This is a genomic window from Klebsiella sp. F11 (genome assembly GCF_056712265.1).
Genome location: NZ_CM160060.1, coordinates 5,571,500 through 5,589,629 on the forward strand (window position 1 = coordinate 5,571,500; position 18,130 = coordinate 5,589,629).

General features: G+C 58.7%; 17 protein-coding genes. 7 read left to right on the top strand and 10 right to left on the bottom strand.

Annotated features, from left to right (window positions below; translation table 11 throughout):
• Nucleotides 1-20 precede the first annotated feature (20 nt).
• The 3 genes from AC1M2H_RS27370 to AC1M2H_RS27380 all read right to left on the bottom strand — a co-directional run bounded on the left by AC1M2H_RS27370 (nt 21) and on the right by AC1M2H_RS27380 (nt 3,895).
• Nucleotides 21-2,144, bottom strand: coding sequence for an alpha-galactosidase (locus AC1M2H_RS27370; protein WP_480149789.1), 2,124 nt, complete (start codon nt 2,142-2,144; stop codon nt 21-23).
• A gap of 113 nt (nt 2,145-2,257) precedes the next feature.
• Nucleotides 2,258-3,253, bottom strand: coding sequence for a substrate-binding domain-containing protein (locus AC1M2H_RS27375; protein ID WP_480149790.1), 996 nt, complete (start codon nt 3,251-3,253; stop codon nt 2,258-2,260).
• Between the two features lie 93 nt (nt 3,254-3,346).
• Nucleotides 3,347-3,895, bottom strand: coding sequence for a helix-turn-helix domain-containing protein (locus tag AC1M2H_RS27380; RefSeq protein ID WP_480149791.1), 549 nt, complete (start codon nt 3,893-3,895; stop codon nt 3,347-3,349).
• Nucleotides 3,896-3,995: 100 nt separating this feature from the next.
• On the opposite strand from AC1M2H_RS27380, the gene AC1M2H_RS27385 reads away from it, so the two are divergent.
• Both AC1M2H_RS27385 and AC1M2H_RS27390 read left to right on the top strand, forming a co-directional pair.
• Complete coding sequence (locus tag AC1M2H_RS27385) at nt 3,996-4,655, top strand: AzlC family ABC transporter permease (protein WP_480149792.1); 660 nt, start codon at nt 3,996-3,998, stop codon at nt 4,653-4,655.
• Entirely contained in the window at nt 4,655-4,978 is a 324-nt protein-coding gene (locus AC1M2H_RS27390; protein ID WP_480149793.1) for an AzlD domain-containing protein, read from the top strand. Before AC1M2H_RS27385 ends, AC1M2H_RS27390 begins: the two co-directional genes overlap by 1 nt.
• Before the next feature lie 41 nt (nt 4,979-5,019).
• On the opposite strand, the gene AC1M2H_RS27395 is transcribed toward AC1M2H_RS27390, so the two are convergent.
• Both AC1M2H_RS27395 and fdhD read right to left on the bottom strand, forming a co-directional pair.
• Nucleotides 5,020-5,232 (bottom strand): YdgH/BhsA/McbA-like domain containing protein, encoded by a 213-nt coding sequence (locus AC1M2H_RS27395; RefSeq protein WP_480149794.1) that lies wholly within the window; start codon nt 5,230-5,232, stop codon nt 5,020-5,022.
• 127 nt (nt 5,233-5,359) lie between these two features.
• On the bottom strand, nt 5,360-6,196 hold the full coding sequence (fdhD, locus tag AC1M2H_RS27400; protein WP_480149795.1) for a formate dehydrogenase accessory sulfurtransferase FdhD: 837 nt from the start codon (nt 6,194-6,196) through the stop codon (nt 5,360-5,362).
• Between the two features lie 158 nt (nt 6,197-6,354).
• Between fdhD and fdnG the strand changes: the two genes are divergently transcribed.
• The 5 genes from fdnG to AC1M2H_RS27425 all read left to right on the top strand — a co-directional run bounded on the left by fdnG (nt 6,355) and on the right by AC1M2H_RS27425 (nt 12,988).
• Complete coding sequence (gene fdnG, locus AC1M2H_RS27405) at nt 6,355-9,405, top strand: formate dehydrogenase-N subunit alpha (protein WP_480149796.1); 3,051 nt, start codon at nt 6,355-6,357, stop codon at nt 9,403-9,405.
• 12 nt (nt 9,406-9,417) lie between these two features.
• On the top strand, nt 9,418-10,320 hold the full coding sequence (gene fdxH / locus AC1M2H_RS27410) for a formate dehydrogenase subunit beta (RefSeq protein WP_480149797.1): 903 nt from the start codon (nt 9,418-9,420) through the stop codon (nt 10,318-10,320).
• Nucleotides 10,317-10,952 (top strand): formate dehydrogenase cytochrome b556 subunit, encoded by a 636-nt coding sequence (gene fdoI, locus AC1M2H_RS27415; RefSeq protein ID WP_426813657.1) that lies wholly within the window; start codon nt 10,317-10,319, stop codon nt 10,950-10,952. The genes fdxH and fdoI overlap by 4 nt, the downstream gene beginning before the upstream one ends.
• Nucleotides 10,949-11,878: a formate dehydrogenase accessory protein FdhE gene (gene fdhE / locus AC1M2H_RS27420; RefSeq protein ID WP_480149798.1), complete on the top strand. Its 930-nt coding sequence runs from the start codon at nt 10,949-10,951 to the stop codon at nt 11,876-11,878. The genes fdoI and fdhE overlap by 4 nt, the downstream gene beginning before the upstream one ends.
• 189 nt (nt 11,879-12,067) lie before the next feature.
• Nucleotides 12,068-12,988 carry an alpha/beta hydrolase gene (locus AC1M2H_RS27425; RefSeq protein WP_480149799.1) on the top strand — a complete coding sequence of 307 codons (921 nt, stop codon included), beginning with the start codon at nt 12,068-12,070 and terminating at the stop codon, nt 12,986-12,988.
• A gap of 15 nt (nt 12,989-13,003) precedes the next feature.
• On the opposite strand, the gene fabY is transcribed toward AC1M2H_RS27425, so the two are convergent.
• The 5 genes from fabY to typA all read right to left on the bottom strand — a co-directional run bounded on the left by fabY (nt 13,004) and on the right by typA (nt 17,835).
• Entirely contained in the window at nt 13,004-13,945 is a 942-nt protein-coding gene (fabY, locus tag AC1M2H_RS27430) for a fatty acid biosynthesis protein FabY (protein WP_480152049.1), read from the bottom strand.
• 44 nt (nt 13,946-13,989) lie between these two features.
• Complete coding sequence (dtd, locus tag AC1M2H_RS27435; protein WP_480149800.1) at nt 13,990-14,427, bottom strand: D-aminoacyl-tRNA deacylase; 438 nt, start codon at nt 14,425-14,427, stop codon at nt 13,990-13,992.
• Entirely contained in the window at nt 14,424-15,284 is an 861-nt protein-coding gene (locus AC1M2H_RS27440) for a virulence factor BrkB family protein (protein WP_480149801.1), read from the bottom strand. Before AC1M2H_RS27440 ends, dtd begins: the two co-directional genes overlap by 4 nt.
• Nucleotides 15,285-15,286: 2 nt before the next feature.
• Nucleotides 15,287-15,877, bottom strand: coding sequence for a glucose-1-phosphatase (yihX, locus tag AC1M2H_RS27445; RefSeq protein ID WP_480149802.1), 591 nt, complete (start codon nt 15,875-15,877; stop codon nt 15,287-15,289).
• Nucleotides 15,878-16,011: 134 nt separating this feature from the next.
• Nucleotides 16,012-17,835 carry a ribosome-dependent GTPase TypA gene (gene typA / locus AC1M2H_RS27450; protein WP_480149803.1) on the bottom strand — a complete coding sequence of 608 codons (1,824 nt, stop codon included), beginning with the start codon at nt 17,833-17,835 and terminating at the stop codon, nt 16,012-16,014.
• Between the last annotated feature and the right edge of the window lie 295 nt (nt 17,836-18,130).

Below are 18,130 nucleotides of genomic sequence, written 5' to 3' on the forward strand. Positions count from 1 at the left end.
CGCCTGGCGGCCCGTCACCATTACACGCGTTGCAGGCCAATCAGAATGGCGCTTTCCGGATCGAGGATTGGCAGCGCCAGCCCCGCCTGCTGTAGCCACTCGCCGCTCACCGTTTGTGGGGTAATCATCCATTCCGGCAGCTTGCGCATGGTATGACCGCCCTCTCCCGTAATCTGAATATCCGGGTGATCGAGCAGCGTTACCCGATAGCGGGCGCCCGCGTCCAGCCCCGCTACCCGCAGCGGCGCCATCAGGGTGTAATCCGGCATCGCCAGCTGGCTGACGAGGAAAATCGCCTGGCTCTTATCTTCACTGACCACGCCGTGCGCCAGCGTGGTGGCGTCCGGCATATCCATACGCCACTGCACGCCGTGATGAATGACATCGCGCCACTGCTTATGCAACGCGGCATACTTGCGGTAGCCCGCGCGCTCCTGTTCGTCGGCGCTCACCGGATCCAGCTCCAGACCCATATGGCCAAACAGCGCGGTCAGGCCGCGGAATGCGATGCTGTGCTGGCGGAAGGTGGCGTGGCAGCGGCGGTTGCCGATATGCGCGCCCATCACTTCCGGCGGGAAGAAATAGCTCATGCCGCGCTGGATAGCGTTGCGCTCCAGGGCATCGTTGTTATCGGAAGCCCAGAAGCGATGGCTGCGCTTCAGCACCTCATAATCGATGCGTCCGCCGCCGGAGGAGCAGGATTCAAATTCGATATGCGGGAAGCGGGCAACCAGGGCGTCCAGCAGACGATAAAACTCGCGGGTCTGCGCATCGGCGGCGGCTTTACCGTTATGGCCCGGCTGTACCAGCTCGCGGTTCATATCCCACTTCACATAATCCACGGCGTGCTCGCCCAGCAGCCAGCTCATCCGCTCCAGCAGATAGTCAAAGGCCTGCGGAATATTGAGGTTCAGGACGTACTGATGGCGGCCAGTCAGCGGCGTATAGCCCGGCAGGGCCAGTACCCAGTCGGGGTGCGCGCGGAAGAGGTCCGAATCCGGATTGATCATTTCCGGCTCAACCCAGATGCCGAACTCCATGCCCAGCGACTTCACGTGGTCGATAACCGGCGTCAGTCCGTTAGGGTACTTTTTCTCATCCAGATACCAGTCGCCAAGCGCCGCCCAGTCGTCGTTGCGCCCTTTAAACCAGCCATCGTCAATGATGAAGCGTTCGACGCCAAGTTCCGCCGCCTCGTCCGCCATACGCATGATGTACTGCGGATCATGATTGAAATAGATCCCTTCCCAGGTATTCAGATGCACCGGACGCGGCTTATTATCCGGGAAGCGCACGATCTGCTCGCGCAGGTAGCGATGGAACTGCTGGCTCATGCCGTTCAGCCCTTGCGCCGAATAGCTGGCGTACAGCGACGGCGTCCACAGCGTTTCGCCTTCGGCCAGCGCCATCTCACCCGGTAAATAGAGCGCTTCCGCCTGCAGATAGCGGCGACCATCGGTTTTTACCTCAGCGCGCAGGCGGTGGTTACCGCTCCAGCCGAGGTGTACTCCCCACACTTCGCCCTGCATCTCGCTGAAGGCGGTGCTGCCGGCGATCAGCGCCGGGAAATGCTCGTGGGAGGTGCGCCCGCGGCGGTTTTCCAGCACGAAGCTGTCGTGCTCAAGAACCAGCCGATGCGGCTGAAACTCGCGGATCCAGCGGCCATGAAAGGCCATCACTTCGTGGGCACGTTCGGCAACCGGCAGAGTGACCGCAAGCCGGTCCACCTGCCAGGACTGCGCGCGTAGGTTGGTCAGTCCGTGACGAACGCTCAGCACGCCGCTGCTATCGAGCACGATTTCGCTACGCAGGCGCAAGCCGGCATGCGGGTCCTCGCTGATAATGGTTAGATTTTGTCCATCCTGCACAACCTCAGCGGTGGCGAACACCGGCGAGCCGTCCAGCCCATGGCGGTGTCCTTCGATCCCCGGCGCGCCAAACAGACCATGACCCAGCTCGGCCATTAACGTCACCGGGGAATCAACGTCCAGGCGACCGTTCGCCACCGGACGCGCCAGGCTGGCCGCATCCTGCGGCGAAAAATGGCTTAAATGCGGCCCCCAGTAGATAATTTCGGCAAACGGATGGGTTTTGATTACCACATCGGCCCCTGCGCTTTGCAGGCGTAAAATCGAATCAGACATCAGACATCTCCACAACAAGGAATGCCTTACTGTTGATCCGAAACGTTTCGGATGCCAACCAAAACGTTTCGGATTCGTGATCGAGTGCAGAAATTAGCGTAGCGGGAGGGTAATCAGGCGGTGTCGCCGGGGGTAAATTCGGGCTGCCAGAGTACCTGCAGGGAGGAAAGGTCGTCGCCGGCAATCAGCCGACGGACCATGCCGGCGATCTGGCGACCAACGACCTGGCGAGTGGATTGAATTACCGCCGCGACCGGGGTTTCAATAATGCTGTCCTGCGGCAGTCCGTCGTAAACCACCAGCGAAACGCGATTATCGCCGGTCAAGCGCCCCAGCTGGGAGAGCGCCATCGCCGCGCCGTCGCCGTGGGTATTACAGTCGGTCACGATCGCCGTGGGCGGTTCCGGCAAACGCAGCAGCTCCATCGTCGCCTGATAGCCGCCGCGGCGGGTTGGCGGTACGCTGCGCAGCCAGGTATCCGCTAATCCGGCCTCGCGCAGCGCCTGCAGATAGCCGTTGCGGCGCTGGGTGATAAACGCCTGATTGTTGTTTTCGCTCAGCAGCGCGATGCGCCGATGCCCCTGGCTAATCAAATGGCGGGTCGCACGCAAGGTCCCGGCCTGATTATCAAAATCAAACCAGGCATAGGGCTGCGGCAGCCGGCTGCGGCCAAGGGCGAGGAAAGGAAAACCGGAGGAGAGAAGCTGCGTCAGGCGGGGGTCGTCATCCAGGGTATGGGCGACAATCAGCGCATCGACCCGCCGACTCTGGACCATCCGCATATAGCCGTGCTTATCCGCCTGCTCGTCGTCGGCAATTAGCAGCAAATCAATCTCATAGCGCGACAGCTCGTGGCTAATTTCGCCGACCATGTCGAGAAACACGTTGTTATTCAGCGGGGCCGGGCTGATGGGAAATACCAGACCCACGGCGTCAATTTTACCCATTTTAAGCCGTCGCGCGAAGGTATTGGGCCGGTAGCCACGGCGCTGCGCTTCCGCCTCCACGCGGGCGCGCGTCTCCTGCGACACATCGTCATAGCCGTTCAGCGCGCGGCTGACGGTGGTTACCGAGATCCCAAGTTCTTGAGCAATAGCTTTCAGCGACATACGTATCCCAGTCGACGGTGGAGGAAACGACTAGTGTCCCGCAATACGGGCGGGACGTCCAGAGAGCGGCGCGGCCATCGCCGCGCGATGACGCTAGTTTTGCTCGGCCACCAGAATAGCCTGGGTATCCGGCTCCAGCGCCTGGAAGAGATGCTCCCGATCCGCGGGATAACAGATGTAATCCCCGGCGCCCAGCTCTTCCGGGGCTTCCGTCAGGCCCACCAGCGCGCGCCCCTGGGTGACGATAATATGTTCTATCGATCCCGGCGGATGCGGGTGAGAAATACGGTCCGCGCCCGGCTGGGTCAGCAGTAAATAGATATCGCGCCGGGCGCCGGGCGGGCAGGCCGCCAGCAGAATTGCCTGATAGTGGGCCTGCTCAGCCACCACCTTAATCCCTTCCCCACGGCGCAATACCTGCGTTTTTTGCGCCTGCGGCTCCAGCAGCCTGGCAAACGGAATATCGAGGGCGACGCAGAGCGCCCACAGCGTTTCGAGACTGGGGTTGCCGTTGCCTGACTCCAGCTGCGATAGCGTCGATTTGGCAATACCGGCCCGGCGAGCGACTTCCGCCAGCGAGAGTCCGGTGCGCGAACGCTCGCGTACCAGACTCGCGGCAATCAGGCTAATTGGCTGTGTCATACACGGCTCCGCGTTTTTTATATAGAACGATTCGTTCGACTTGAAAGTCGAAAGGGTTGCGTTCATTATAATGGAAATTCGTTCGATATGGCTAAATAGTATGAAGCAGCACTTCTCCAGTCTCAAAGGAGACACGATCAAAGCGATATTCTTAGTCTGCCTGGCCGTTGGCGTCGTCGGCCTCTCCTACGGTTCGCTGGCGATAGCCTATGGCTTCCCGGTGTGGGTGCCGTTTGTGCTGTCGATTTGCGTGCTGGCGGGGGCCTCGGAGTTTATGTTTATCGGTATCGTCGCCAGCGGCGGCAATCCGCTGGCCGCCGCCGCGGCAGGCTTACTGGTCAACGCTCGCCACGTGCCGTTCGGCGTGACGGTTCGCGATCTGGTCGGCAGGCGCGGCGCCAGCCTGCTGGGCTGCCATATTATGAATGACGAGAGCGTGGTCTTCGGGCTGTCGCAAAAAACGCCGGAGCAGCGTAAAGCCGCCTACTGGCTGTGCGGGCTCGGCGTAGCCATTATCTGGCCGCTGGGGGCGCTGCTTGGGGCGCTGGTCGGCAAGATCCTGCCGGATCCGCAAACCATCGGCCTCGATGCCGTCTTCCCCGCCATTCTGCTGGCGCTGGTCATTCCCGCGTTGAAAAACCGCACCACCTTAATCCGCGCCTGCAGCGGCGCGGCGCTATCCCTTGTGTCGGTCCCCTTTGCCCCGGCGGGTCTGCCGGTGCTGTTCTCCCTGTTCGGCCTGCTGGCGAGGAAAAAATAATGGGCAATATCACGCTGTTGATCGCCGGGATAGCTCTCTTATCGGCAGGAACCTACCTGATGCGCCTCGGCGGCGCCAGGATCGGCAATCGGCTGGCGCTTTCCGAGCATTCTCAGGCGCTGCTCTCCGATGCCGCGACGGTATTGCTGTTTTCGGTCGCTCTGGCAACGACTCTGTATGAAGGCGAACATTTTGCCGGGATGGCGCGGGTGCTTGGGGTAGGCTTCGCGGTGTTTCTTGCCTGGCGTAAGATGCCGCTGATCGTGGTGATTATCGCGGCGGCCATCGTTACGGCGCTGCTGCGTCTGGCGGGTATAAACTAAAAAAGCGCCCCAGGGGCGCTCTTTCGACGGTAGCACTTCGCTTATTTGTTCAGTTCCGCCGTCATGTGCACGCGGTTACCGGTAAAGGCTTCGGTAATTTTATAAGACGATGCGCCAGCGGCCTGTGCCTGAGCGGCAATTTTCGCTTCAGCCCCGTCCATGGTTGCGGCGGTGGCGGTCACACTTTCAGCGGCGAAAGAACCAAAAGAAGCGGCCAGAGCGATAACTGCGACAAAAGTTTTGATGCTTTTCATGATGTAAATCCTTCAATTAGGTTGTTTGGATAAGGCGCTGTGCCTTGATGTGATAAATAATAGCCCTCACATTCCATAACGAAAAGCGGAAGGATTTGTTGTCATTATTCAAAAAAGTTGACCTTTATTACCCCGCAATAAACCGCTGCGGATGGGTGTAAATCGTCGCCCTGCCCGGCTTGCAAAACCCCACCAGCGTCAGGTTGCAGCGTTCCGCGACCTCAACCGCCAGCGCGGTCGCGGCGGAGACCGCAAACAGGATTTCCACGCCGCACATGGCCGCCTTCTGCACCATCTCGTAGCTGGCCCGGCTGGAGACCAGCGCCGCGCCGTTCTGCCAGTCGCTCCCCTCTTCCACTCGCCGTCCGAGCAGCTTGTCGAGGGCAACGTGACGGCCAACGTCTTCATGCCCGCCCGCCAGCTGGCCTGACGGCCGAACCCAGGCTGCCGCGTGGGTGCACCCGGTGATGCGGCCAATGGGCTGCACGTCGTTAAGGCGCTCCAGCGCGCGATCGAGGTTCGCGAGGTTGAAAGTTTGCGTAAACGCCAGCGGGCGCACCGGCCTGCCGATATCGTTGAGCTGTTCGACGCCGCATACCCCGCAGCCGGTTCGCCCGGCCAGCGCGCGCCGATGCTCTTTTAACCCCATAAAACGGCGGCTGGAGAGCTCAATCTGCACTTCCAGACCGTTGCAGGCCGGCACCACCTCCATCCCGTAGATCTCTCGTCGATTTTCGATAATCCCTTCGGATAAGGAAAACCCCACGGCAAAACGCTCCAGATCCCCGGGAGAGGCCATCATCACGACGTGGGAGATACCGTTATAGACCAGCGCGACCGGAACCTCCTCGGCTAACTCGTCAGACTGAGGATGTTGCAAATTCTCGCGCTTCCACAGCGCGACCTGACGGTAACCTGAGACATTCGTCACATTTTCAGTTTGTTGGTGAGGGTTCTTATTCACTTTGTCTTAACCGTATTGGAACAGGCATACACACAATGTGGTATTCTTCCGTATACCCCTTCAAGCGAAAGGGCGATCGTCTCTCAATTCTGAACCTTCGCGGTCCTCACCGCAAAGTAAATAACTATATGTGACAATGTCGAGACAAGGAGTGAACCATGCAGGTCAGCAGAAGGCAGTTCTTTAAGATCTGCGCTGGCGGTATGGCAGGCACTACGGCCGCGGCGCTGGGCTTTGCCCCAGGCGCCGCGCTGGCGGAGACCCGGCAGTATAAGCTGCTGCGTACCCGCGAAACCCGTAACACCTGTACGTACTGTTCTGTCGGCTGTGGGCTGTTAATGTACAGCCTCGGCGACGGGGCGAAAAACGCCAAAGCATCCATCTTTCATATCGAAGGTGACCCGGACCATCCGGTCAACCGTGGTGCGCTCTGCCCGAAAGGGGCCGGTCTGGTGGACTTTATCCACTCCGAAAGCCGCCTGAAATTCCCGGAATATCGCGCGCCAGGCTCCGATAAATGGCAGCAAATCAGCTGGGACGACGCCTTCGATCGCATCGCTAAGCTGATGAAAGAAGACCGCGATGCCAACTTTATCGCCAAAAACGACGCTGGCACCACCGTCAACCGTTGGTTGACCACCGGGATGCTGTGCGCTTCCGCATCCAGTAACGAAACCGGCTATTTAACCCAGAAATTCACCCGTGCGCTCGGTATGCTCGCGGTCGACAACCAGGCGCGCGTCTGACACGGACCAACGGTAGCAAGTCTTGCTCCAACATTTGGTCGCGGTGCGATGACCAACCACTGGGTTGACATTAAAAACGCCAACCTCATCGTGGTTATGGGCGGCAACGCCGCTGAAGCGCACCCGGTAGGGTTCCGCTGGGCGATGGAAGCTAAAATCCACAACGGCGCCAAACTTATCGTTATCGATCCGCGCTTTACGCGTACGGCATCGGTGGCCGATTTCTATACGCCAATTCGTTCCGGGACGGATATTACCTTCCTCTCCGGGGTGATCCTGTATCTGCTCAACAACGAAAAAATTAACCGTGAGTACACCGAAGCCTATACCAACGCCAGCCTGATCGTGCGTGAGGATTACAGCTTCGATGACGGTCTGTTTAGCGGCTACGACGCCGAAAAACGCAGCTACGATAAGACCAGCTGGAACTACGAGCTGGACGAAAACGGCTTTGCCAAACGCGATACCACCCTGCAGCATCCGCGCTGCGTGTGGAATCTGCTGAAGCAGCACGTTTCCCGCTATACGCCGGACGTCGTAGAAAATATCTGCGGTACGCCAAAAGCCGACTTCCTGAAGGTCTGCGAATATATCGCCGAAACCAGCGCCCATGATAAAACCGCGTCGTTCCTCTACGCTCTCGGCTGGACGCAGCACTCTATCGGCGCGCAGAACATCCGTACCATGGCGATGATCCAGCTGCTCCTCGGCAATATGGGGATGGCGGGCGGCGGCGTGAACGCGCTGCGCGGCCACTCCAATATTCAGGGTCTGACCGACCTCGGGCTGCTCTCCACCAGCCTGCCGGGCTACATGAACCTGCCGAGCGAAAAACAGGCCGATATCCAGACCTACCTGGCCGCCAGCACGCCGAAACCGCTGCTGAAGGATCAGGTGAACTACTGGGGCAACTACCCGAAATTCTTCGTCTCGATGATGAAGGCCTTCTACGGCGATAAGGCAACGGCGGAGAACAGCTGGGGCTTCGACTGGCTGCCGAAGTGGGATAAAAGCTACGACGTGCTGCAGTACTTCGACATGATGAGCCAGGGCAAAGTGAACGGCTATCTATGCCAGGGCTTTAACCCGGTGGCCTCGTTCCCGAATAAGAACAAGGTCGTCGCGTCGCTGTCGCGGCTGAAGTTCCTGGTCACTATCGACCCGCTTAACACCGAAACGTCCACCTTCTGGCAGAACCACGGTGAGTCGAACGACGTCGATCCGGCGAAAATCCAGACCGAAGTCTTCCGCCTGCCGTCAACCTGCTTCGCCGAAGAGAACGGCTCGATCGTTAACTCCGGACGCTGGCTGCAGTGGCACTGGAAAGGCGCGGACGCCCCGGGGATCGCCGTCACCGATGGCGAAATCCTCGCCGGCATCTTTACGCGCCTGCGCAAAATGTACGCCGAAGAGGGCGGCCCGACGCCGGAGCCGGTGCTGAATATGACCTGGGACTACTCCACCCCGCATGAGCCGGCTTCGGAAGAGGTGGCGATGGAGAGCAACGGCAAGGCGCTGGCGGATATCACCGACCCGGCCACCGGCGCGGTTATCGTCAAGAAAGGGCAGCAGCTGAGCTCGTTTGCGCAGCTGCGCGATGACGGCACCACCGCCAGCGGCTGCTGGATCTTCGCCGGCAGCTGGACGCCGGATGGCAACCAGATGGCACGCCGCGATAACGCCGACCCGTCGGGGCTGGGTAATACGCTGGGCTGGGCGTGGGCGTGGCCGCTTAACCGCCGCATCCTCTATAACCGCGCCTCCGCAGACCCGCAGGGCAAACCGTGGGATCCGAAGCGTCAGATCCTCAAATGGGATGGCGCCAAATGGGCTGGCATGGATATTCCGGACTACAGTGCCGCCGCGCCTGGCAGCGACGTCGGGCCGTTTATCATGCAGCCTGAAGGGATGGGCCGCCTGTTTGCCATCGACAAAATGGCGGAAGGACCGTTCCCTGAGCACTACGAACCGTTCGAAACGCCGCTGGGCACTAACCCGCTGCACCCCAACGTGGTCTCCAACCCGGCCGCCCGCGTCTTTAAGGGTGACCTGGAGCAGATGGGTAAAGCGGATAAGTTCCCGTACGTCGGCACCACCTATCGCCTCACCGAGCACTTCCACTACTGGACCAAGCACGCGCTGCTTAACGCCATCGCGCAGCCGGAACAGTTCGTGGAAATCGGCGAGAAGCTGGCGAACAGGCTCGGTATTGCCCACGGCGATACCGTCAGGGTCTCCTCCAACCGCGGCTATATTAAGGCCAAGGCGGTGGTGACCAAGCGTATTCGCACGCTGAAGGTGGACGGCAAGGATGTCGATACTATCGGTATTCCGATCCACTGGGGCTATGAAGGGGTGGCGAAGAAGGGCTTTATCGCCAACACGCTAACGCCGTTCGTCGGTGATGCGAATACGCAGACGCCGGAGTTCAAGGCCTTCCTCGTGAACGTGGAAAAGGTGTAAGGGAGACGATTTATGGCTTATCAATCGCAAGACATTATTCGTCGTTCCGCGACTAACGGTTTCACCCCCGCGCCTCAGGCGCGGGACCACCAGCAGGAGGTCGCAAAGCTTATCGACGTCACCACCTGTATCGGCTGTAAAGCCTGTCAGGTGGCCTGTTCAGAGTGGAACGATATCCGTGATGAGGTCGGTCACAACGTCGGCGTGTACGACAACCCGGCCGATCTGACCGCCAAATCCTGGACGGTGATGCGCTTCTCGGAAGTAGAGCAGAACGACAAGCTGGAGTGGCTGATCCGTAAGGATGGCTGTATGCACTGCGCCGACCCGGGCTGCCTGAAGGCGTGTCCCTCGGAAGGGGCTATCATTCAGTATGCTAACGGTATCGTCGACTTCCAGTCCGAGCAGTGCATCGGCTGCGGCTACTGCATCGCCGGCTGTCCGTTCGACGTCCCGCGGCTCAACCCGGAAGACAACCGCGTCTACAAATGTACGCTGTGCGTCGACCGCGTGACCGTCGGCCAGGAGCCGGCCTGCGTGAAAACCTGCCCGACCGGTGCTATCCATTTTGGCTCCAAAGAGGATATGAAAGCGCTGGCCGGCGAGCGCGTCACCGAGCTGAAAACCCGCGGTTACGACAACGCGGGCCTGTACGATCCGGCCGGCGTCGGCGGAACGCACGTGATGTACGTGCTCCATCACGCCGACAAGCCGAATCTGTACCTCGGCCTGCCGGAAAATCCGCAAATCAGCGCCACCGTGAAGTTCTGGAAAGGCATCTGGAAACCGCTCGCGGCGGTGGGCTTTGCCGCAACCTTCGCAGCCAGCATCTTCCACTACGTCGGAGTTGGTCCGAACCGCGCGGACGAGGAAGAAGACAATCTGCATGAAGAGAATGACGAGGTGCGCAAATGAAAAGACGTGACACCATCGTGCGCTACACGGCGCCGGAACGAATCAACCACTGGGTAACCGCCTTCTGCTTTATGCTGGCGGCCATAAGCGGGCTGGGATTCTTTTTCCCCTCCTTCAACTGGCTGATGCACGTCATGGGCACGCCGCAGCTGGCGCGAATTCTGCACCCGTTTGTCGGCGTGATCATGTTTGCCTCGTTCATCATCATGTTTTTCCGCTACTGGCACCACAACCTAATCAATCGGGATGATATCTTTTGGGCGAAGAATATTCGTAAGATCGTCGTCAACGAGGAGGTAGGCGACACCGGGCGCTATAACTTCGGCCAGAAATGCGTATTCTGGGCGGCGATTATTTTCCTGGTTCTGCTGCTGGTGAGCGGCGTGATCATCTGGCGTCCCTATTTTGCGCCTGCGTTCTCAATCCCGGTGATCCGATTTGCGTTAATGCTGCATTCATTTGCCGCAGTGGCGTTAATTGTGGTTATCATGGTGCATATCTACGCCGCCCTGTGGGTGAAAGGCACCATTACCGCGATGGTGGAAGGTTGGGTTACCAAAACGTGGGCCAAGAAGCATCACCCGCGCTGGTATCGCGAAGTCCGCCAGAAACAGGAAAAAAAGACTGAATGAGTATTCGCATAATCCCGCAAGATGAGCTGGGTTCGAGCGAGAAACGCACGGCGGAATATATTCCGCCGCTACTGTTCCCCAGGCTAAAAAATCTTTATAACCGCCGCGCCGAGCGCCTGCGCAAGCTGGCGGAAGACAATCCGCTGGGCGACTACCTGCGCTTCGCCGCGCTGATCGCCCACGCCCAGGAAGTGGTGCTGTACGACCATCCGCTGCAGATGGATTTAACGGCTCGCCTTAAAGAAGCGAATGGCCAGGGCAAACCGCCGCTGGATATTCACGTCCTGCCGCGCGATAAGCACTGGCACAAGCTGCTGCATTCGCTTATCGCCGAGCTGAAGCCGGAAATGAGCGGCCCGGCGCTGACGGTGATCGAAAACCTGGAAAAAGCGTCCGAGCAGGAGCTTGAGCTGATGGCGAGCGCGCTTTTCGCCTCCGACTTTGCCTTAGTCAGCAGCGATAAGGCGCCGTTTATCTGGGCCGCGCTGTCGCTCTACTGGGCGCAGATGGCGAGCCTGATCCCCGGTAAAGCGCACGCCGAGTACGGCGAGCAGCGCCAGCACTGCCCGGTTTGCGGCTCGATGCCGGTCTCCAGCATGGTGCAAATCGGTACCACTCAGGGGCTGCGCTACCTGCACTGCAATCTGTGCGAGACCGAATGGCACGTCGTGCGCGTGAAGTGCAGCAACTGCGAACAGAGCCGCGATTTGCACTACTGGTCTCTGGACAACGAGCAGGCGGCTATCAAGGCCGAAAGCTGCGGCGACTGCGGGACTTACCTGAAGATTATGTATCAGGAAAAAGATCCCAACGTCGAGGCCGTTGCCGACGATCTTGCCTCGCTGGTGCTGGATGCCCACATGGAGCAGGAAGGTTTTGCCCGAAGCTCTATCAACCCGTTTATGTTCCCGGGCGAAGGCGAGTAAATCGTCCCCCGTGGCCGGGTAACGCAGGTTGCCCGGCCGCTTCTCACGCCGCGTACGTCAAAGCCCCACCGGAGTTAACCGCGCGCTTTTTGCACGCTATTCCCCCGCACTCGCCCTGCATAATCCCGTGTTCATCCGCCATAAACCAGGCTATAAAGCTGTATATCCATACAGAAAAAGGAGTGACAGATGACGCTGGAAAAAGGCATTAGCCGGCTGGTGGATGAGTTTATCACGGCCGGCCGCCCCTCTTCGCGGGAGCAGAATATTGATGACCGGAGAGCGGGCTACGTGGCCAGTACGGCGCTGGCGGGAGAACCTGAAACCCGCGTGCTGGTCGAGGATATCGTGATAGAAGGCATGACCTTTCGCGTGATATCGCCGCAGGACGCCGTCGGCCTGCTCCCCACCGTTATTTACTATCACGGCGGCTGCTTTATCAGCGGCGGCTTCGCCACCCACGACCCGCAGCTTCGCCAGCTGGCGTATGAGAGCCGCTGCCGGGTCATCGCCGTGCAGTATCGGCTGGCCCCCGAGTATACCTTCCCCGCCGCACATGATGATGCGCAGCGCGGCGCCGAAATTATCCACCGCCACGCCGGGCGGCTGGGGGTCGATACCGCGCGCATCACGCTGGCCGGAGACAGCGCCGGCGGGCATCTGGCACTGGTGACCGCCCTGCGGCTGAAAACAACGGCACAGTGGCGGCCCGCGCAGCTGATCCTGATTTACCCGATGCTGGACGCCACCGCCCGCTCGGCAAGCTACGCTAGCAACGGCGAAGATTACATCATCACCCGGGATACGCTGCTGAGCGGCTACGAGATGTATCTACCCTCGACCGACTTTGCCCATCCGGAGGCGAGCCCCCTGTGGCGAGAAGACTTCAACGGCCTGCCGCCGGTGCATATTATTACCGCCGAATACGACCCGCTGCGCGATGAAGGCGAAGCCTTATATCGCCGGCTGCTAGAGCAGAACGTTGAGTGCAGCGCGCAGCGCTACCTCGGGGTTATTCACGGCTTCTTCCAGCTTGCGGGGATCAGCCCGGCGGCGCGGGATGCGATGCGGGATGTCGCCTGGCGAAGCGGTTCACTAGGCGCCGCATAAGGTAAGAGGGGCGGCCTACTCTTCTTCGTTGCCGCCCTCTTCGTACGAGCCAAACGGCTTCGCGGGCAGAACGATATAAATGCCTTCAAAAACGGCGCCGAGATTCTCATCGCCAAACAGCTCAACCTGCAGCTGTACCCGCGCCTTTCGGCCGCGGGCGAGGCGGTCAAGATCGCCGCTTAGGGAGCCGAGGTCCGCCACAGCGCTCGGGCGGCCGCTAATCGGCTGGCTGTAGCGGATATGGGCGTCGGCGAGGATAATCGTGCCGCCCAGGTGCCGCTCGCGCAGCATCAGCCAGATAAGCCCCCAGCCGGTGAGGGTTGCGAGGGAAAACAGGCTCCCGGCGAACAGCGTATGGTGCGGATTCTGGTTGCCGGCTTCCGGCATGGTGGTGATAAATTTTTTCCCGGTGTACTGCTGGATGCGCACGCCCATTTTTTCGCTGAGCGGAATGTGCTGATACCAGGCCTGCTGCAGCTGTCCGCACCAGTCGCCGCGGTGAAGAATATCGTCCAGCGAGGCAATGGGCTTGATCATCAGGAAATGGCGGATGGGCGTGGTGGTGGGCGTGGTTATCTCGCCCTGGTTGACGAACCCCAGTTTGGCGAAGAAATCCACCGCATCCTCACGGGCGCTGCAGGTCACGCGCTTCACGCCTTCCTGACGCGCCACCGACTCGAGGGTCATCGCCATCAGCGTCCCGAGTCCTTTATCCTGGACGGAAGGGTGCACCGCCATAAAGCGAATGGAGGCTTCATTTTCGGCGTTAATATACAGCCGCCCTACGGCAACCAGGTTTCCATCTTCATCGACCACCATCTGGTGATGCGCCATGGCATCCCAGGCATCGCGTTCCGACCCTTTTGGCTGATGCAGCGGTTTACGCAGCATCTCCCAGCGGAACTGATAGTAGCTCTCTAACTCTTCTTCTGTTTGCGGTACACGAAGGTGATACATAGTCGTACTCTCTTTTGTTACCCGCAGCCTGCCCGGAAGCTGACTCATACCTGTAACCAGAAGGTGACAGGGCCATCATTAACCAGCGAGACCTGCATATCCGCAGCGAATCTCCCGGTCCGCGTGTTCATTTCCTGCTGGCGACAGCGCGCGACGAAATAGTCATACAGCGCCTCAGCGGCGTCGGGCGCGGCGCCTTTTGAGAAGCCCGGACGCATGCCGCGCTCGGTATCCGCCGCCAGGGTAAACTGAGAGACCACCAGCACGCTGCCGCCAGCCTGCTGGACGTTGAGATTCATTTTACCTTCCGTATCGCTAAAGATGCGGTAGCCCAGCACGCGCTCGCAGAGGCGGTTCGCTTTCTGCTCGTCGTCATCTTTTTCGACCCCCAGCAGCACCAGAAGGCCCGGGCCGATTTCGCCCGTCACCTCGCCCTCCACGGTAACGCTGGCACGGGATACGCGTTGAATTAATGCAATCATGGTTGTTCTGTTTCTTCTTTTTTTAGTTTGCGGTATTCCCCGAGAGTGACAGTAATTTCGGCCCCAAGCAAGACGATACACCACGTCCAGTACACCCAAACGAACAAAATGGGCACCACGGCTATCACGCCGTAAATCAGCTGGTACGACGGAAAGGCGGTGATATACAGGGCAAACGCTTTTTTACCGGCCTCAAACAGCAGCGCGGCCACCAGCGATCCGATCACCGCGTCGCGGTTTCGCACCTGCGTCGTCGGGACAATGCTGTAAAGCAGCCAAAACGCCGCCCACGATAGAATCAGCGGGAAAATGCGCAGCACGTCATCAATCACGCTGTTGAGATCGCTGGCCCAACGCAGCGACAGCAGGTATGAGCTGATCGCCAGGCTTGCCCCCGCCAGTAAAGGTCCGAGGGTCAGGATCATCCAGTAGACCGCAAAAGAGTAGATTTTCGGCCGGGCGCGCGCGCTGCGCCATATGGTATTCAGCGCGCTATCGATCGAATACATCAGCAGCAGCGAGGTCACGATCAGCCCGCAGGCGCCAACCGCCGTCATTCGGCTGGAGTTCGCGACAAACTGCTCGATATAGCGCTGAATGACGTCCCCCGTCGCCGGGATAAAGTTGGCAAAGATAAAGTGGCGAATCTGCCCGCTCACTTCGGAAAACATGGGAAAGGCGGAGAAAAGCGCGAATATTACGGCAACCAGCGGCACCAGCGCGAGCAACGACACGTAGGCAAGATTTCCTGCCAGCGTCGTCATATTGTCTTCATCAATCCGGCGCCACAGCAGCTTTAGCCAGGCCAGCAGCGGCCGGCAGCGACGCTTCGCTTTTTGATGAACGGTTTTTAACATAATCATTGCGCAAAGTAGTCGGGGATGGTCTCCTTTCCGGTCACCAAAATGCTGGTTATTCCCAGCCGGTTCGCACCCGCGATATTTTCGGCATTATCGTCAAAGAAGACCGTATCGGCGGCGGAAAAACCCTCTTCCTGCAGGACGCGTTGGTAGATCCGCTCCTCGGGCTTGCGCATCCCCATCTCCTGCGAAAGATAGATACGATCGGCCGCGGCGCGCACCTCGGGGTATTCATCAGGCCAGAAAGTGGTATGCAGACGGTTGGTATTCGACAGCACGACCACGCGATGCCCCTGCTCGCGCAGCTTCTGCATAATCGCAATGACCTCCGGGCGGAGAGCCACAAATACGGCCTGCCAGCCGTGAGAAAACTGCTCATAGCTCAGCGGCATATTCATCTCATGGCACATCGCTTCAGCGAAGGCTTCGTCGCTGATGTCACCGCGCTCGTGCTGGCGAAACGCCTCACCCATGGTGAAGTGCTGCTTCAGCGTCGCAAGCGGAATGCGGCTTAAATCACTCCACGTCCCGAGTACCCGGTTGAAGTCGATGTCGACAATCACATTACCTAAATCAAAGATATAGAGCATGGCCCTCTCCTTTTGCACCGTGGAAAATTAACTGTAGCGGGAAAGGCGAGGTTTGACTATGAGATGGGGGCTTTGCAGCCCAAAAAGAAACCCCGCCATTAAGGCGGGGTTTAGGTATCAACGGACGGCGAGAATTAGTCTTCTTTCGCACCGCGCATGGCGCGTTTACGATCGTTCTCGGTCAGGTGACGTTTACGGATACGGATAGACTGCGGAGTCACTTCTACCAGTTCGTCGTCATCGATGAACTCCAGAGCCTGCTCCAGGGTCATCTTGATCGGCGGAACCAGAACCGTGGCTTCGTCAGTACCGGACGCACGCATGTTGGTCAGTTTCTTACCGGTCAGGCAGTTTACGGTCAGGTCGTTAGAACGGCTGTGAATACCGATGATCTGGCCTTCGTACACTTCTGCACCGTGACCCAGGAACAGCTTACCGCGATCCTGCAGGCTGAACAGGGCGAAAGCAACCGCTTTACCCTGACCGTTGGAGATCAGTACGCCGTTGTTACGCTGACCAACTTCACCCGCACGAACGTCGTCGTAGTGGCTGAAGGTGGAGTACAGCAGACCGGTACCGGAAGTCATGGTCATGAACTCAGAACGGAAGCCGATCAGACCACGGCTTGGGATCACGTAGTCAAGACGTACGCGGCCTTTACCGTCTGGATTCATGTTTTTCAGATCGCCTTTACGCTCGCCCAGCGCCTGCATCACGGAACCCTGATGCTGCTCTTCAACATCCAGCGTGACGTTTTCGAACGGCTCTTGCTTGCGCCCGTCGATTTCGCGGAAGATAACTTTCGGACGGGAAACCGCCATCTCGAAACCTTCACGACGCATATTTTCAATCAGTACGGACAGGTGCAGCTCACCGCGGCCGGAAACGCGGAATGCGTCAGCGTCTTCGGTTTCTTCAACGCGCAGGGCCACGTTGTGGACCAGCTCTTTGTTCAGACGGTCGAGAATCTGACGAGAGGTCACATACTTCCCTTCTTTACCGCAGAACGGAGAGGTGTTGACGTTGAAGAACATGGTAACGGTCGGCTCATCAACGGACAGCGCCGGCAGCGCTTCAACATTCTGCGGATCGCAGATGGTGTCGGAGATGTTCAGCTCGCCCAGGCCGGTGATCGCGATGATATCGCCCGCTTCGGCGATGTCGCTGTCGATACGTTCCAGACCCAGATGGGTCAGCACTTTACCGACTTTACCGTTACGAGTTTTGCCTTCGCTATCGATGATAGTGACCTGCTGGTTCGGCTTCACTTTGCCGCGTTTGATGCGGCCGATGCCGATAACGCCAACATAGTTGTTGTAGTCCAGCTGGGAGATCTGCATCTGCAGCGTACCGTCCAGATCGACGTTCGGCGCCGGAACGTGGTCAACGATCGCCTGATACAGCGGAGTCATGTCTTCCGCCATATCTTCGTGGTCCAGACCCGCGATACCGTTCAGCGCGGAGGCATAAACGATCGGGAAGTCCAGCTGCTCATCGGTAGCGTCGAGGTTTACGAACAGATCGAAGACCTGATCGACAACCCAGTCAGGGCGCGCGCCCGGACGGTCAACCTTGTTGATAACCACGATCGGCTTCAGGCCGTGGGCAAAAGCTTTCTTGGTGACGAAGCGCGTTTGCGGCATTGGGCCGTCAAAGGCATCAACCACCAGCAGCACGGAATCGACCATGGACATAACACGCTCAACTTCACCTCCGAAGTCGGCGTGCCCAGGGGTATCAACGATGTTGATACGGTAATCATTCCATTTGATTGCGGTGTTTTTCGCGAGGATGGTAATCCCACGCTCTTTCTCCAAATCGTTGGAGTCCATCACACGCTCTTGTGTTTCGGCACGTGCATCGAACGTACCGGATTGCTGGAGCAGCTTGTCAACCAGGGTAGTTTTACCATGGTCAACGTGCGCGATGATGGCGATGTTACGCAGATTTTCGATCACAAACTTTGCCTCAGGCATTAGAAATAGCGCGTTATTGTACACGTAATAAGCGAAGGACTGAACAGGATCACAAACATCCTCCGCAAACAAGTATTGCAGAGTTTCTTTGTGATCGCTTTCACGGAGCGATAAAAGGGCACCGCAATAAAAATTGCACCAAAATAGTGCCCAACGTTCACATTGAGGCACTATTTTGGTGCATTATTCCCATCATGGTGCAGTTCTTTTGCACTATGGTGCGCATGATACAGCGTTTTACATAGCATTTAAAAGTTGGCACAGATTTCGCTTTATC